The following is a 15,002-nucleotide window of genomic DNA, read 5'->3' on the forward strand; positions in this document are numbered from 1 at the left end:
ATAACCATGAAATATTCATTAGGGCCGGTGCTCTACTACTGGCCAAAAGAGACGCTGGAAGATTTTTACCAACAGGCCGCCACCAGCAGCGCCGATGTGATTTACCTCGGTGAAGCAGTATGCAGCAAACGCCGCGCAACCAAAGTGGGCGACTGGCTGGAGATGGCGAAAAGCCTGGCCGGGAGCGGCAAACAGGTGGTGCTGTCAACGCTCGCGCTGGTGCAGGCTTCGTCCGAACTGGGCGAGCTGAAGCGCTACGTCGAAAACGGTGAGTTTCTGCTGGAAGCGAGCGACCTGGGGGTAGTGAACATGTGCGCCGAACGCAGGCTGCCGTTTGTCGCAGGCCATGCGCTGAACTGCTATAACGCCGTCACCCTGCGCCTGCTGCTCAAACAGGGAATGACCCGCTGGTGCATGCCGGTGGAGCTTTCCCGTGACTGGCTGGCAAACCTGCTGAATCAGTGCGACGAGCTGGGCATTCGCCATCAGTTCGAAGTGGAAGTGCTGAGCTACGGTCATCTGCCGCTGGCCTACTCTGCCCGCTGCTTCACCGCGCGATCGGAAGACCGCCCGAAAGATGAATGTGAAACCTGCTGCATCAAGTACCCGAACGGGCGCAGCATGCTGTCGCAGGAGAACCAGCAGGTGTTTGTCCTGAACGGCATTCAGACCATGAGCGGTTACGTCTATAACCTCGGCAACGAACTGGCGTCGATGGACGGGCTGGTGGACATGGTGCGCCTGTCGCCGCTGGATACCAGCGTTTTCGCGATGCTGGACGCCTTCCGCGCTAACGAAAACGGCGCGTCGCCGCTGCCGCTGGCGGCAAACAGCGACTGCAACGGTTACTGGAAACGTCTGGCCGGGCTGGAACTTCAGGCCTAAAAAAGGCTCACTTTGTTAACAACGGTTATCATTTTTTAATGCAGTATTAAAGATTGACCGTCGACAAAGTGAGCTGTTATGACTGACAAAACCATTCCGTTTTCGGTGCTGGATCTGGCACCGATCCCACAAGGCTCCTCGGCAAGAGAAGCCTTCACGCACTCTCTCGATCTGGCTCAGCTGGCCGAAAAGCGTGGCTATCACCGCTACTGGCTGGCAGAACATCACAACATGGTCGGCATTGCCAGCGCCGCTACATCGGTGCTGATTGGCTACCTGGCAGCGAATACCACCACTTTACACCTTGGCTCCGGTGGCGTGATGCTGCCGAACCACGCCCCGCTGGTGATAGCCGAGCAGTTCGGGACGCTGAACACCCTCTATCCGGGCCGTATTGACCTGGGGCTTGGCCGCGCGCCGGGCAGCGACCAGCCGACCATGCGCGCCCTGCGCCGCCATATGAGCGGCGATATCGATAACTTCCCGCGCGACGTGGCGGAACTGGTGGACTGGTTCGACGCGCGCGATCCGAACCCGCACGTGCGCCCGGTGCCGGGCTATGGCGAGAAGATCCCGGTATGGCTGTTAGGCTCGAGCCTGTATAGCGCGCAGCTCGCCGCGCAGCTGGGGCTGCCGTTCGCGTTCGCCTCCCACTTCGCGCCGGATATGCTGCATCAGGCGCTGCACCTCTACCGTACGAACTTCAAACCGTCCGAGCGTCTGGAGAAGCCGTACGCGATGGTGTGTATTAACATCATTGCCGCTGACAGCAATCGCGACGCGGAATTTCTGTTTACCTCTATGCAGCAGGCGTTTGTGAAGCTGCGCCGCGGCGAGACGGGCCAGTTGCCGCCTCCGGTGGAAAATATGCATCAGCTGTGGTCGGCCTCCGAGCAGTATGGCGTGCAGCAGGCGTTGAGCATGTCGCTGGTGGGTGATAAGGCAAAAGTGCGTCACGGGCTGGAAGCAGTGCTGCGTGAAACGCAGGCGGATGAAATTATGGTCAACGGCCAGATTTTCGATCACCAGGTGCGTTTGCATTCGTTTGACCTGGCGATGCAGGTGAAAGAAGAATTGGTGGGGTAGTTTTTTGCCGGATGGCGGCTTCGCCTTATCCGGCCTACGCGGTCCCTGTAGGCCCGGTGAGCGTAGCGCCACCGGGCAATGTGTTTACTGGTACACAGGCAACAGGTTAAAGCTCGACAGCACGTGAACCAGCGCGTTACCCACCCCAAATACCAGGATCAGCGCAATCATCGGTTTACCGCCCCAGACGCGGAATTTCGGGCTGCCGAAGCGTTTACGTGATTTACGTGCCAGCAGCGCCGGCACAATCGCCGCCCAGATGGTGGCCGCCAGCCCTGCATAGCCGATGGCGTACAGGAAACCGTTCGGCCACAGCAGACCGCCGACAATCGGCGGCAGGAAGGTCAGCAGCGCCGTCTTGAAACGCCCCATCGCAGAATCGTCAAAGCCAAACAGATCCGCCAGGTAGTCAAACAGGCCCAGCGTTACGCCGAGGAAAGAACTCGCCACCGCAAAGTTAGAGAAAATCACCAGCAGCAGATCCAGACTGCGGCTGTTCAGTACGCCGCTCAGCGCCTGCACCAGCACGTCAATGTTACCGCCCTTCTGCGCAATACCGATAAACTCCGGGCGCGGGATGTTGCCCATTGTCCCCAGCAGCCAAATCACATACAGCCCAAGCGCCAGCAGCGTGCCGTAGACCAGGCACTTCACGATGGTGCGCGGATCCTTGCCGTAGTACTTCATCAGGCTCGGCACGTTGCCGTGGTAGCCGAACGACGCCAGACAGAACGGCAGAGTCATTAGCAGATACGGCGTGTAGGAGGTATTAACTTCCGCAACGTTAAACAGCGTGGCGGGCGTAACGTGCCCCAGCAGGCTGCCGAAGGTCAGGAAGAAGGTGATGACCTTCGCGCCCAGCACAATCGCCGTCATGCGGCTCACCGCTTTGGTGCTCATCCAGACGATAAACGCCACGCCCAGCGCAAAGCAAAGCCCGGCCAGACGCGCCGGAACGTTCAGCGACATCTCCGAAAAGGTGTGATGCAGAATCGAGCCGCTTGCTGAGATGTACGCGTAGGTCAGGATGTAGAGCACAAATGCGATGGAAAGGCCGTTCACCAGGTTCCAGCCTTTGCCCAGCAGATCTTTGGTGATGGTGTCGAAGCTGGAGCCAATTCGGTAGTTCAGGTTCGCTTCAAGGATCATCAGGCCGGAATGCAGCATGCAGAACCAGGTGAACACCAGCGCGGCCAGCGACCAGAAGAACCACGCACCGGACATGACCACGGGCAGGGAAAACATCCCGGCACCTATAATGGTTCCGCCGATGATCACCACGCCGCCAAGCAGCGAAGGTGACGTTTGGGTGGTGGTTAGTGTCGCCATACAGCCTTTTCTCCAGTTAATCATGCGGTTCTGCATTTTAGTGTGATGCACTGTACCAGTACAGGAGTACAAAGGGAATAAAAAAAGCCCCGATAGCGTGTATCGGGGCTGTATATTTTACTTTACGTCAGAAGCTAAAGGCTTACGCGTCACCGAAACGACGACGGCTGGTGCCTTCTTCACGACGTGGGCCACGGCTTTCGCGGCGCTCGCCGGAGAAACGACGACCTTCACCACCGCGACCTTCACTGCGACCGCCTTCACGACGCTCGCCGCCGAAACCGCGACCACCGCCACGACGTTCGCCACCGCGGTCAGGACGTGGCTGTGCATCGCCCAGCAGCTGCATGTTCATCGGCTTGTTCAGGATGCGGGTGCGAGTAAAGTGCTGCAGTACTTCGCCCGGCATGCCTTTTGGCAGTTCGATGGTAGAGTGGGATGCAAACAGCTTGATGTTACCAATGTAACGGCTGCTGATGTCGCCTTCGTTAGCAATCGCGCCAACGATGTGACGAACTTCAACACCATCATCACGGCCCACTTCAATGCGGTACAGTTCCATGTCGCCAGCGTCACGACGTTCACGACGTGGACGGTCTTCACCACCACGCTCTGGACGATCGCCGCGTGGACCACGGTCGTTACGGTCGCCACGACGTTCGAAACGATCGTCACGGTCACGGAACTCACGCTTAGGACGCATCGGTGCATCTGGTGGCACGATCAGGCTACGTTCGCCCTGAGCCATTTTCAGCAGTGCTGCAGCCAGAGTTTCCATGTCCAGCTCTTCGCCTTCAGCGACAGGCTGGATCTGCGACAGCAGTGCGCGGTACTGATCCAGATCGCTGCTTTCCAGCTGCTGCTGTACTTTCGCGGCGAATTTTTCCAGACGGCGTTTGCCCAGCAGATCTGCGTTTGGCAGGTCGGCTTCTGGAATGGTCAGCTTCATGGTGCGTTCAATGTTGCGCAGCAGACGACGCTCGCGGTTCTCAACGAACAGCAGCGCACGGCCAGCACGACCCGCACGACCGGTACGACCGATACGGTGAACGTAAGACTCGGAGTCCATCGGGATGTCGTAGTTGACAACCAGGCTGATACGCTCAACGTCCAGACCACGTGCTGCCACGTCGGTTGCAATCAGGATATCCAGACGACCGTCTTTCAGACGCTCCAGCGTCTGCTCACGCAGGGCCTGGTTCATGTCGCCGTTCAGCGCTGCGCTGTTGTAGCCATTACGCTCCAGCGCTTCAGCCACTTCCAGGGTCGCATTTTTGGTACGCACGAAGATAATCGCCGCATCAAAATCTTCCGCTTCCAGGAAACGGACCAGCGCTTCGTTTTTGCGCATGCCGTACACGGACCAGTAGCTCTGGCTGATGTCCGGGCGAGTGGTCACGCTGGACTGAATACGCACTTCCTGCGGCTCTTTCATGAAGCGGCGGGTAATGCGACGGATCGCTTCTGGCATGGTTGCAGAGAACAGAGCGGTCTGGTGACCTTCCGGGATCTGCGCCATGATGGTTTCTACGTCTTCGATGAAGCCCATACGCAGCATTTCATCTGCTTCATCCAGTACCAGGCCGCTCAGTTTAGAGAGGTCCAGAGTACCGCGCTTCAGGTGATCCAGCAGACGGCCCGGCGTACCGACGACAATCTGTGGGCCCTGGCGCAGGGCGCGTAACTGCACGTCATAACGCTGGCCGCCGTACAGGGCTACCACGTTTACGCCGCGCATATGTTTAGAGAATTCCGTCATTGCTTCAGCAACCTGAACAGCCAGTTCACGAGTTGGAGCCAGGACGAGGATCTGCGGTGCACGCAGGTCCGGATCGATGTTGTTCAGCAGCGGCAGCGAGAACGCTGCAGTTTTACCGCTACCAGTCTGGGCCATGCCCAGCACGTCACGACCAGAAAGCAGATGCGGGATACATTCTGCCTGGATCGGAGATGGTTTTTCGTAACCCAGATCGTTAAGGGCTTCAAGGATAGGAGCCTTCAGGCCCAGATCTGCAAAAGTGGTTTCGAATTCAGCCATGTAGTACGAGTGCCTCAATGTCAATGGCGGCCAGTCTACTTAGCTCATCGTGAAAATGATTAGCAATTTTCATTGAAAAGTGTGAACCGGCTCAAAGTAGGTGTATTGACGAACAACAACGCCCTCACCAGTGAAGGTGATGGCAATCAAAAGATTACGGGCTGATGTTTATGTCGTCAGCTATTGCTGGTCCGATTCTGCCAGGTCGTCTTGCTCCTGGCCCAAGAGCGATAATTCCAACAATGCATAACGGTGCTCAACGAAGTTATGTACGTTGTTAGCAACCGCTAATTTGAACAGTGCCGTAGCGCTGTCCATATCCCCCAGACTTAGGTAGTACTTACCTAAATAGAAGTTGGTTTCACTGAGATGCTCAGCGAGCGAGGTGTTATCCGTTGCGTCCGCCTTGAGGCGTTCCATCAGCGTTGCTTCGCTAATGTTGCCCAGGTAGAACTCGACAATGTTCCATCCCCACTGTTCCTTATCCGATTTCTCGAAGCGCTGTTGTAGTGCTTCTTTTGCCTGCTTCTCATCGAGCTTCCGCTCAACGATGTAAAGCCACAGGCTACGGAAAGGATCATTAGGATCGTCTTGATAAAACGCCAGCAGATCATCTTGCGCTAACTTATCACGACCGCCGTAATACAATGCGATACCGCGATTCAAGTGCGCGTAGTTGTAAGTTGGATCAAGCTCAAGTACAGAATCAAACGCTTCATAGGCAGCATCAAAATTGCCTGCCTGCGTTAAATAAATGCCTAAGTAATTGAATACTTCAGGCATATCAGGTCGGATAGCCAGCGCTTGTGAAAAATCATTTCGCGCTAATGCCCTCAGACCGAGACTATCATACAACACTCCGCGCTCATATAAAAGCTGTGCGCGTTCGTCATCGGTTAAAGCCCGACTGGCAAGTATTTGTTCCATGCGTGCCAGGATCACTTCCTGCTGCAAAGTCGGTTGCAATGGCACTGCGAGGACTTCGCTCTTACGCCAGGCAGAGTTGCTGCATCCTGCCAGCGTTAAAGCTGTCGCAACGAAACACCAGCGCAAAAAAGGCTTCATTTCCCACTCCCGAAGACAACTATTGGATGAACGTCCTGTCCCCCGGCGGCTTAACAAGGCGTCCTGCCTGATAACAGGCCCTCCGCAAAGCGGAGGGCAAATGGCAACTTACTCGCCTTGCTGTTCAGCAGCCGGAGCTTCCGGTGCCGCAGCAGGTTGAGACTGCTCGGTTGCTTCTTTAATGCTCAGACGGATACGGCCCTGACGGTCAACTTCCAGAACCTTAACCGGCACTTCCTGACCCATCTGCAGGTAATCGGTCACTTTCTCAACGCGCTTGTCAGCGATCTGAGAGATGTGAACCAGACCTTCTTTACCGCCACCGATGGCAACGAACGCACCAAAGTCAACGATACGGGTCACTTTACCCGCGTAGACGCGGCCCACTTCGATTTCAGCAGTGATTTCTTCGATGCGACGGATAGCGAATTTCGCTTTCTCGCCGTCGGTTGCTGCGATCTTCACAGTACCGTCATCTTCGATTTCGATGGTGGTGCCAGTCTCTTCGGTCAGCGCGCGGATAACGGAACCGCCCTTACCGATAACATCTTTGATCTTGTCTGGATTGATCTTGATGGTGTGAATACGCGGAGCGAATTCAGAGATGTCACCGCGTGGCGCGTTGATAGCCTGTTCCATCACGCCCAGGATGTGCAGACGTGCACCTTTAGCCTGGTTCAGAGCAACCTGCATGATCTCCTTGGTGATACCTTCAATTTTGATATCCATCTGCAGGGCAGAGATACCGTCGCGGGAACCCGCTACTTTGAAGTCCATATCACCCAGGTGGTCTTCGTCACCCAGAATGTCAGACAGAACAACGAAGTTGTCGCCTTCTTTCACCAGACCCATTGCGATACCCGCAACGGCGGCTTTGATCGGCACGCCCGCATCCATCAGCGCCAGAGAGGCACCACATACGGAAGCCATGGAAGAAGAACCGTTGGATTCGGTGATTTCAGAAACCACGCGAACGGTGTACGGGAATTTGTCAGCTTCCGGCATCACTGCCAGCACGCCGCGCTTCGCCAGACGACCGTGACCAATTTCACGACGCTTCGGTGAGCCAACCATACCGGTTTCGCCCACAGAGTACGGAGGGAAGTTGTAGTGGAACAGGAAGTTGTCAGTACGCTCGCCCATCAGTTCATCGATGATCTGTGCGTCACGTGCGGTACCCAGGGTTGCGGTAACCAGCGCCTGCGTTTCACCACGGGTGAACAGCGCAGAACCGTGAGTACGCGGCAGTACGCCAGTGCGTACGTCCAGACCACGAATCATGTCTTTTTCACGGCCATCGATACGCGGCTCGCCTGCCAGTACGCGGCTACGAACAACGTTTTTCTCGATAGCGTGCAGAATTTCGCCAATTTCGTTAGCGTCCAGCGTTTCGTCTTCGGCAACCAGGGTCGCGGTTACTTCAGATTTGATCGCGTCAACCTGAGCGTAACGCTCCTGTTTGTCGGTGATGCGGTAAGCGTCGCTCAGACGAGATTCTGCCAGTGCCGCAACGCGTGCGTTCAGCGCATCGTTTGCTGCTTCTGGCTGCCAGTCCCAACGTGGCTTACCGGCTTCTTTCACCAGGTCGTTGATGTTCTGGATAACAATCTGCTGCTGCTCATGACCGAACACCACAGCGCCCAGCATCTGGTCTTCGCTCAGCAGTTCAGCTTCGGATTCAACCATCAGCACAGCCGCTTCAGTACCGGCAACAACCAGGTCCAGCTTACTTTCTTTCAGCTCTTCCTGAGTTGGGTTCAGCACGTACTGGTCATTGATGTAACCGACGCGCGCGGCACCGATTGGGCCATTGAATGGAATACCAGACAGTGACAGGGCAGCGGAGGCACCGATCATCGCAACGATGTCCGGGTTAACCTGTGGGTTAACGGAAACAACGGTCGCAATAACCTGCACTTCGTTAACGAAGCCTTCCGGGAACAGCGGACGAACCGGGCGGTCAATCAGACGCGCGATCAGGGTTTCGCCTTCGCTTGGACGGCCTTCACGACGGAAGAAGCCACCCGGGATTTTGCCGGCAGCGTAGGTACGCTCCTGGTAGTTAACGGTCAGCGGGAAGAAGTCCTGACCTGGTTTAGCTTTTTTCTGGCCCACAACGGTCACGAATACCGCGGTGTCATCCATGCTTACCATAACGGCAGCAGTCGCCTGGCGTGCCATCATGCCGGTTTCCAGCGTGACGGTATGTTGACCATACTGGAATTTACGAACGATCGGATTCAGCAAAATTCTATCCTTTCTTAAATGTATGACAGCACACCGCCGGCGTGCTGTCGATTTAACCCGACCTTCTTCGCATCCTCGCGACTAATGACAACCGACACCCCCATGGGTGAAGCCTCTCATTAGCCGCGCGAACCTCTGCAATGAAGATCATTTATAGCAACAATACAATAGTTTCCATTGAATTGCTGCCGTCTGGTTGAAAAAAGGGGCCATCAGGCCCCCTTTTCTGAAACTCGCAAGACTTAGCGACGCAGACCCAGACGCTCGATCAGCGCGGTGTAGCGTGCAACATCTTTACGCTTCAGGTAGTCGAGCAGTTTACGACGCTGAGAAACCATGCGCAGCAGACCACGACGGCTGTGGTGATCTTTTTTGTGCTCTGCAAAGTGACCCTGCAGGTGGTTAATCTGTGCAGTCAGCAGTGCAACCTGAACTTCGGTAGAACCGCTGTCGTTAGTACCACGACCAAACTCAGAAACGATTTTAGCTTTAGCTTCAACGCTTAGAGACATTTTCAAACTCCAAAGTATAAAAAATGTAAGGGTGCCGATCTCTAATTCAGCGACCCCATGTACGCCCCGCAGATTGTTAAACAATTTACCGGGCGTTAAGCGGCGATATTCTACTCGTCTCCCCTGCTTATCGCAAGGTGAGGCGTAATCACCGTCACGCGTCGACCGGATATTCGACGACCAGACGACGCGGCGCAACGCGCCCTTCACCGTCCATTTCGCCCATACCGATGAATTTCCCTTCGTCACCTTCCGTCACGCGTACCAGTCCATCCAGCGGCGCATCCGCCGTACGAACCGGGTTTCCGTTTTTAAAGTAAACGGACGATGTTAAAGGAAGATTAACGATCGGGAAGTCCGCTGCCGGACTGTCCATTGGCATCAGCAGTGGATCCAGCAAATCTGCTGGTTCCACTCCCTGCGCTTGTGCCTGTTCAGCCAGCGCGCGCAGCTGCTCAAGCGTCACCATGCGTTCCACCGGATATTTACTGACCGCCAGACGACGCAGATAAATCACATGCGCACCGCAGCCCAGCTTTTCACCCAGGTCGTCGATGATGGTGCGAATATAGGTCCCTTTCGAACAGTGGACTTCCAGCTCCAGCTCGTCACCTTCGTGGCGAATGAACAGCAGCTCATACACGGTTATCGGACGCGCTTCGCGCGGGACGTCAATTCCCTGGCGCGCATATTCGTAGAGCTTCTTGCCCTGATATTTCAGCGCCGAATACATCGACGGCACCTGCATCGTGTCTCCGCGGAAGCTCTCCAGGGCCGCATCAAGCTGTTCGGCGCTGAAGGTCACCGGGCGCTCTTCCACCACCTGACCATCCGCGTCGGAGGTATCCGTACGCTGGCCCAGTTTAGCGATAACGCGGTAGCGTTTATCGGAATCGAGCAGGTACTGGGAAAATTTTGTTGCTTCACCCAGGCAAATCGGCAGCATGCCGGTCGCCAGCGGATCCAGCGCGCCGGTGTGGCCCGCTCGGTTAGCGTTATAAATACGCTTCACTTTTTGCAGCACGTCGTTGCTGGATGCACCCTGTGGTTTATCCAGCAGCAGCACGCCATGCACGTCGCGACCGCGACGACGAGGACGACTCATCAGTCCTCCTTGCTGTCGTCCGTCGGGTTAACACGACGTTCGTCGTCATGTTTCACCACGCTGGTCACCAGGTTGGACATGCGCATACCTTCGACCAGCGAGTTGTCGTAGAAGAAGGTCAGCTCGGGAACAATACGCAGGCGCATCGCTTTGCCGAGCAGAGAGCGGATGAAACCAGAGGCTTCCTGCAGTGCTTTAATGCCGTTCTTCACCGCCGCTTCGTCCTGATCGTTCAGGAAGGTCACGAACACTTTGGCATAGGCCAGGTCACGAGACATTTCCACGCCAGAGACGGTGGTCATGATACCGATACGCGGATCTTTGATTTCGCGTTGCAGGATGAGTGCGATCTCTTTCTGCATCTCCTGCGCCACGCGCTGTGGGCGACCAAATTCTTTCGCCATAATAAATTCTCCAGACAAAAAAGGGGCTAAAAGCCCCTTTTAAAATTATTGCCGGGTGGCACGAGGCGATCCCGGCCTACATATGGACTTATCCCTAAGGATTAGTCGATGCTGCGTTGGATCTCGATGATTTCGAACACTTCGATCATATCGCCAACGCGAACGTCGTTGTAGTTCTTAACGCCGATACCACATTCCATGCCGTTACGGACTTCGTTAACGTCATCTTTGAAGCGGCGCAGGGATTCCAGCTCGCCTTCGTAGATAACCACGTTGTCACGCAGTACGCGGATTGGGTTGTGACGCTTGATGGTACCTTCGGTAACCATACAGCCCGCGATCGCACCGAATTTCGGTGATTTGAACACGTCACGCACTTCAGCCAGACCGATGATCTGCTGTTTCAGCTCAGGAGACAGCATACCGCTCATCGCGGCTTTCACTTCGTCGATCAGGTTATAGATGACGGAGTAGTAGCGCAGATCCAGGCTTTCCGCTTCGATCACGCGGCGAGCAGATGCATCAGCACGCACGTTGAAGCCAACCAGGATAGCGTTGGATGCCGCAGCCAGGGTTGCGTCGGTTTCGGTGATACCACCTACGCCAGAACCGATGATCTTCACTTTCACTTCGTCGGTAGACAGTTTCAGCAAGGAGTCGGAGATCGCTTCCACAGAACCCTGAACGTCTGCTTTCAGAACGACGTTCACTTCGTGAACTTCGCCTTCAGCCATGTTCGCAAACATGTTCTCAAGTTTAGATTTCTGCTGACGCGCCAGCTTAACTTCACGGAATTTGCCCTGACGATACAGTGCCACTTCACGCGCTTTCTTCTCGTCACGCACAACGGTCACTTCATCACCGGCAGCCGGAACACCGGACAGCCCCAGGATTTCCACTGGAATGGACGGACCTGCTTCCAGCACTTCCTGACCCAGTTCGTTACGCATCGCACGAACACGACCGTATTCGAAGCCACAAAGAACGATGTCGCCCTTGTTCAGCGTACCTTCGCGAACCAGAACCGTTGCAACCGGACCACGACCTTTATCCAGGAAGGATTCGATGACCGCACCGCTCGCCATACCTTTACGAACGGCTTTCAGCTCCAGAACTTCGGCCTGAAGCAGGATAGCGTTCAGCAGGTCGTCGATACCAGTACCCGCTTTTGCAGATACAGGGATGAACTGCGCTTCGCCGCCCCACTCTTCCGGCATAACGCCGTACTGAGACAGTTCGTTCTTCACGCGGTCCAGATCGGCTTCTGGCTTATCGATTTTGTTGACCGCAACAACCAGAGGCACCTGCGCCGCTTTCGCGTGCTGGATAGCTTCAATGGTCTGTGGCATAACGCCATCGTCTGCTGCAACAACCAGTACAACGATATCCGTAGCCTGAGCACCACGAGCACGCATTGAGGTGAACGCTGCGTGGCCTGGGGTATCCAGGAAGGTGATCATGCCGTTTTCAGTTTCTACGTGGTAAGCACCGATGTGCTGGGTAATACCACCCGCTTCGCCGGAGGCAACTTTCGTAGAACGAATGTAGTCGAGCAGAGAGGTTTTACCGTGGTCAACGTGACCCATGATGGTCACAACCGGTGCACGCGGTTCAGCCGCAGCGCCAGTGTCACGGTCGCTCATTACTGCTTCTTCCAGCTCGTTTTCACGACGCAGGATAACTTTGTGGCCCATCTCTTCGGCAACCAGCTGTGCGGTTTCCTGGTCGATAACCTGGTTGATGGTCGCCATTGCGCCCAGCTTCATCATCGCTTTGATGACCTGAGAGCCTTTAACCGCCATCTTGTTCGCCAGATCGCCAACGGTGATGGTTTCGCCAATCACGACGTCACGGTTAACCGCCTGAGCTGGCTTCTGGAAGCCCTGCTGCAGAGAAGAACCTTTACGCTTACCGCCTTTACCACCGCGAACCGCTGCACGAGCTTCTTCGCGGTCAGCTTTAGATTCAGCGTGTTTGTTACCTTTCTTAGCCGGACGCGCGGCTTTTGCATTACGACCACGGCCACGGCCGCCTTCTACTTCACGGTCGTTATCATCTTCAGCCTGACGCGCATGCTGAGAAGTGGTCACGTGATAGTCGCTGGTGTCTTCAGTCGGTTCAGCGGTATTCACGCCATTCTTCTCGTTTTCTTCTGCCATACGGCGCGCTTCTTCAGCGACGCGGCGAGCTTCTTCTTCCAGCTTACGGCGGGCTTCTTCTTCCGCTTTACGCTTCAGCTCGGCAGCTTCATTTTCACGGCGGGCTTTTTCAGCCTGGGCGGTTTTGGTCATTTCGTCTGTCTGTTGATTGCTCACTTTGTCTTTTTCCGCAGCGTCACGCTTCACTTTATCACTGGCGTCGCGTTTCGCTTTTTCTGCGGCCTCACGTTCAGCTTTTAATTCTGCTTCACGTTTGGCGGCTGCTTCCGCCTCACGCTGAGCTTGTTCTTCCGCTTCACGCTGTGCCTGCTCTTCCGCGGCAAGGCGTTCTGCCTCTTGCGGATCACGTTTTACAAAGGTGCGCGTCTTGCGGACTTCAATTTGTACCGATTTGCTTTTGCCACCGGTACCAGGAATGTTTAACGTGCTGCGCGTTTTGCGCTGCAGCGTTAACTTGTCAGGCGTAGAACCGTGTTCGCGGTTCAGGTGCGTTAACAAGGTTTGTTTTTCTTGCGCGGTCACCGAGTCATCAGCGGACTTCGGGATCCCTGCATCAGCAAATTGCTGTACCAGGCGGTCCACGGAGGTCTGAATCTCAGCAGCCAGCGATTTTACAGTTACATCAGTCATGCTGTTCCTTCCTGCTACAGTTTATTACGCTTCGTCGCCGAACCAGCAAATATTACGTGCGGCCATGATGAGTTCGCCGGCTTTCTCGTCGGTTAAACCTTCGATATCGGCCAGGTCATCAACGCCTTGCTCAGCGAGATCTTCCAGCGTACAAACACCACGGGCAGCCAGCTTGAACGCAATCGCACGATCAAGACCTTCCAGATTCAGCAGGTCATCAGCCGGCTTCTTATCGCCAAGGCTTTCTTCCTGAGCCAGTGCCAGGGTGGTCAGTGCGTTTTTAGCGCGTTCACGCAGGGCTTCAACGGTTGGCTCATCCAGACCGTCAATTTCCAGCAGCTCTTTCATTGGCACATAGGCCAGTTCTTCCAGCGTAGAGAAACCTTCTTCTACCAGAACAGTGGCGAAGTCTTCGTCAATGTCGAGGTATTTGGTGAAGGTATCGATCGCCGCATGGGCTTCAGCCTGATGCTTAGCCTGCAGGTCATCAACGGTCATGACGTTGAGTTCCCAGCCGCTCAGCTGTGACGCCAGGCGTACGTTCTGACCGTTACGGCCAATCGCCTGTGCCAGGTTGCCCGCTTCAACAGCGATATCCATGGTGTGTTTGTCTTCGTCAACAACGATAGACGCGACATCAGCCGGAGCCATTGCGTTGATCACGAACTGCGCCGGGTTGTCGTCCCACAGAACGATATCAATACGCTCGCCGCCCAGTTCGGTAGAAACCGCCTGAACGCGCGCACCGCGCATACCGACGCAAGCACCGACCGGGTCGATACGCTTGTCGTTGGTTTTCACCGCAATTTTCGCACGAGAGCCTGGATCGCGAGCTGCTGCTTTGATCTCAATAACTTCTTCGCCGATTTCCGGCACTTCGATGCGGAACAGTTCAACCAGCATTTCTGGTTTAGAACGGGTCACGAACAGCTGTGCACCACGCGCTTCAGGGCGCACGGCGTACAGAACACCACGAATACGGTCGCCCGGGCGGAAGTTTTCACGCGGCAGCATGTCTTCACGCAGGATCACGGCTTCAGCGTTGCCCGGCATCCCTTCGGATTTAATTTCCAGAGAGATGTTGTCACGGTTCACTTTCTTCACCACGCCGGTGATGATTTCGCCTTCCTGATCGCGGAACTGATCGACAACCAGCGCGCGCTCGGCTTCGCGCACTTTCTGCACGATAACCTGCTTAGCGGTCTGGGTGGTGATACGGTCGAAGGTCACAGATTCAATCTGATCTTCAACGTAGTCACCCACGTTCAGACTTTCGTCTTCAAAACGTGCCGCTTCCAGGGTGATCTCTTTGGTCGGCTGGGTCACTTCTTCAACGATTACCCAACGACGGAATGTATCGAAGTCACCGCTTTTACGATCGATTTCTACGCGAACATCGATCTCTTGTTCGTATTTTTTCTTGGTTGCTGTAGCCAGTGCACTTTCCAGCGCTTCGAAAATTTTCTCACGCGGCAGTGATTTCTCGTTGGAGACGGCTTCAACAACAGCCAAAATTTCTTTGTTCATCGCGGGCTTTTCACC

The 15,002-nt window shown here is 55.3% G+C and carries 12 protein-coding genes; 2 read left to right on the forward strand and 10 right to left on the reverse strand.

Annotation, left to right across the window (positions count from 1 at the left end):
* Positions 1 to 6 precede the first annotated feature (6 nt).
* Together ACMGGH_RS02560 and ACMGGH_RS02565 are read left to right on the forward strand one after the other, a co-directional pair.
* The gene (locus tag ACMGGH_RS02560; protein WP_041907896.1) at positions 7 to 885 is read left to right on the forward strand and encodes a U32 family peptidase; all 879 of its coding nucleotides are present in this window, start codon (positions 7 to 9) and stop codon (positions 883 to 885) included.
* 78 nt (positions 886 to 963) lie between these two features.
* Entirely contained in the window at positions 964 to 1,971 is a 1,008-nt protein-coding gene (locus ACMGGH_RS02565) for a luciferase-like monooxygenase (RefSeq protein ID WP_232949060.1), read from the forward strand.
* Positions 1,972 to 2,055: 84 nt separating this feature from the next.
* Here ACMGGH_RS02565 and mtr read toward each other — a convergent pair whose 3' ends face one another.
* The 10 genes from mtr to nusA all read right to left on the reverse strand — a co-directional run bounded on the left by mtr (position 2,056) and on the right by nusA (position 14,987).
* A complete protein-coding gene (gene mtr / locus ACMGGH_RS02570; protein ID WP_047367119.1) occupies positions 2,056 to 3,300 on the reverse strand; it encodes a tryptophan permease in 1,245 nt (414 codons plus the stop codon).
* A gap of 142 nt (positions 3,301 to 3,442) precedes the next feature.
* Positions 3,443 to 5,338, reverse strand: coding sequence for a DEAD/DEAH family ATP-dependent RNA helicase (locus ACMGGH_RS02575; RefSeq protein WP_041907893.1), 1,896 nt, complete (start codon positions 5,336 to 5,338; stop codon positions 3,443 to 3,445).
* Positions 5,331 to 5,411 carry a protein YrbN gene (gene yrbN / locus ACMGGH_RS02580; protein ID WP_100122156.1) on the reverse strand — a complete coding sequence of 27 codons (81 nt, stop codon included), beginning with the start codon at positions 5,409 to 5,411 and terminating at the stop codon, positions 5,331 to 5,333. The genes ACMGGH_RS02575 and yrbN overlap by 8 nt, the downstream gene beginning before the upstream one ends.
* A gap of 107 nt (positions 5,412 to 5,518) precedes the next feature.
* Positions 5,519 to 6,403, reverse strand: a complete 885-nt coding sequence (gene nlpI / locus ACMGGH_RS02585) for a lipoprotein NlpI (RefSeq protein ID WP_028014546.1) — start codon at positions 6,401 to 6,403, stop codon at positions 5,519 to 5,521.
* Positions 6,404 to 6,511: 108 nt separating this feature from the next.
* Entirely contained in the window at positions 6,512 to 8,650 is a 2,139-nt protein-coding gene (pnp, locus tag ACMGGH_RS02590) for a polyribonucleotide nucleotidyltransferase (protein ID WP_028014547.1), read from the reverse strand.
* Positions 8,651 to 8,892: 242 nt separating this feature from the next.
* Complete coding sequence (gene rpsO, locus ACMGGH_RS02595) at positions 8,893 to 9,162, reverse strand: 30S ribosomal protein S15 (RefSeq protein WP_003861789.1); 270 nt, start codon at positions 9,160 to 9,162, stop codon at positions 8,893 to 8,895.
* Positions 9,163 to 9,316: 154 nt separating this feature from the next.
* Positions 9,317 to 10,267, reverse strand: coding sequence for a tRNA pseudouridine(55) synthase TruB (gene truB, locus ACMGGH_RS02600; RefSeq protein ID WP_045260076.1), 951 nt, complete (start codon positions 10,265 to 10,267; stop codon positions 9,317 to 9,319).
* Positions 10,267 to 10,671: a 30S ribosome-binding factor RbfA gene (gene rbfA / locus ACMGGH_RS02605; protein WP_232949059.1), complete on the reverse strand. Its 405-nt coding sequence runs from the start codon at positions 10,669 to 10,671 to the stop codon at positions 10,267 to 10,269. Before rbfA ends, truB begins: the two co-directional genes overlap by 1 nt.
* Positions 10,672 to 10,772: 101 nt before the next feature.
* Positions 10,773 to 13,460 (reverse strand): translation initiation factor IF-2, encoded by a 2,688-nt coding sequence (gene infB / locus ACMGGH_RS02610; protein WP_041907885.1) that lies wholly within the window; start codon positions 13,458 to 13,460, stop codon positions 10,773 to 10,775.
* 24 nt (positions 13,461 to 13,484) lie between these two features.
* A complete protein-coding gene (nusA, locus tag ACMGGH_RS02615; protein WP_014885374.1) occupies positions 13,485 to 14,987 on the reverse strand; it encodes a transcription termination factor NusA in 1,503 nt (500 codons plus the stop codon).
* Positions 14,988 to 15,002: the final 15 nt, after the last annotated feature.

This window comes from Enterobacter sp. BNK-16, assembly GCF_048684955.1.
GTDB lineage: Bacteria > Pseudomonadota > Gammaproteobacteria > Enterobacterales > Enterobacteriaceae > Enterobacter > Enterobacter bugandensis.

What these genes read in the sequence shown, in the direction of transcription:
- truB (WP_045260076.1), bottom strand. Translation starts at nt 10,267, where the DNA reads ATGAGTCGTCCTCGTCGTCGCGGTCGCGACGTGCATGGCGTGCTGCTG.
- nusA (WP_014885374.1), bottom strand. Translation starts at nt 14,987, where the DNA reads ATGAACAAAGAAATTTTGGCTGTTGTTGAAGCCGTCTCCAACGAGAAA.
- yrbN (WP_100122156.1), bottom strand. Translation starts at nt 5,411, where the DNA reads ATGAAAATTGCTAATCATTTTCACGATGAGCTAAGTAGACTGGCCGCC.
- rpsO (WP_003861789.1), bottom strand. Translation starts at nt 9,162, where the DNA reads ATGTCTCTAAGCGTTGAAGCTAAAGCTAAAATCGTTTCTGAGTTTGGT.
- infB (WP_041907885.1), bottom strand. Translation starts at nt 13,460, where the DNA reads ATGACTGATGTAACTGTAAAATCGCTGGCTGCTGAGATTCAGACCTCC.
- ACMGGH_RS02575 (WP_041907893.1), bottom strand. Translation starts at nt 5,338, where the DNA reads ATGGCTGAATTCGAAACCACTTTTGCAGATCTGGGCCTGAAGGCTCCT.
- rbfA (WP_232949059.1), bottom strand. Translation starts at nt 10,671, where the DNA reads ATGGCGAAAGAATTTGGTCGCCCACAGCGCGTGGCGCAGGAGATGCAG.
- mtr (WP_047367119.1), bottom strand. Translation starts at nt 3,300, where the DNA reads ATGGCGACACTAACCACCACCCAAACGTCACCTTCGCTGCTTGGCGGC.
- ACMGGH_RS02560 (WP_041907896.1), top strand. Translation starts at nt 7, where the DNA reads ATGAAATATTCATTAGGGCCGGTGCTCTACTACTGGCCAAAAGAGACG.
- ACMGGH_RS02565 (WP_232949060.1), top strand. Translation starts at nt 964, where the DNA reads ATGACTGACAAAACCATTCCGTTTTCGGTGCTGGATCTGGCACCGATC.
- nlpI (WP_028014546.1), bottom strand. Translation starts at nt 6,403, where the DNA reads ATGAAGCCTTTTTTGCGCTGGTGTTTCGTTGCGACAGCTTTAACGCTG.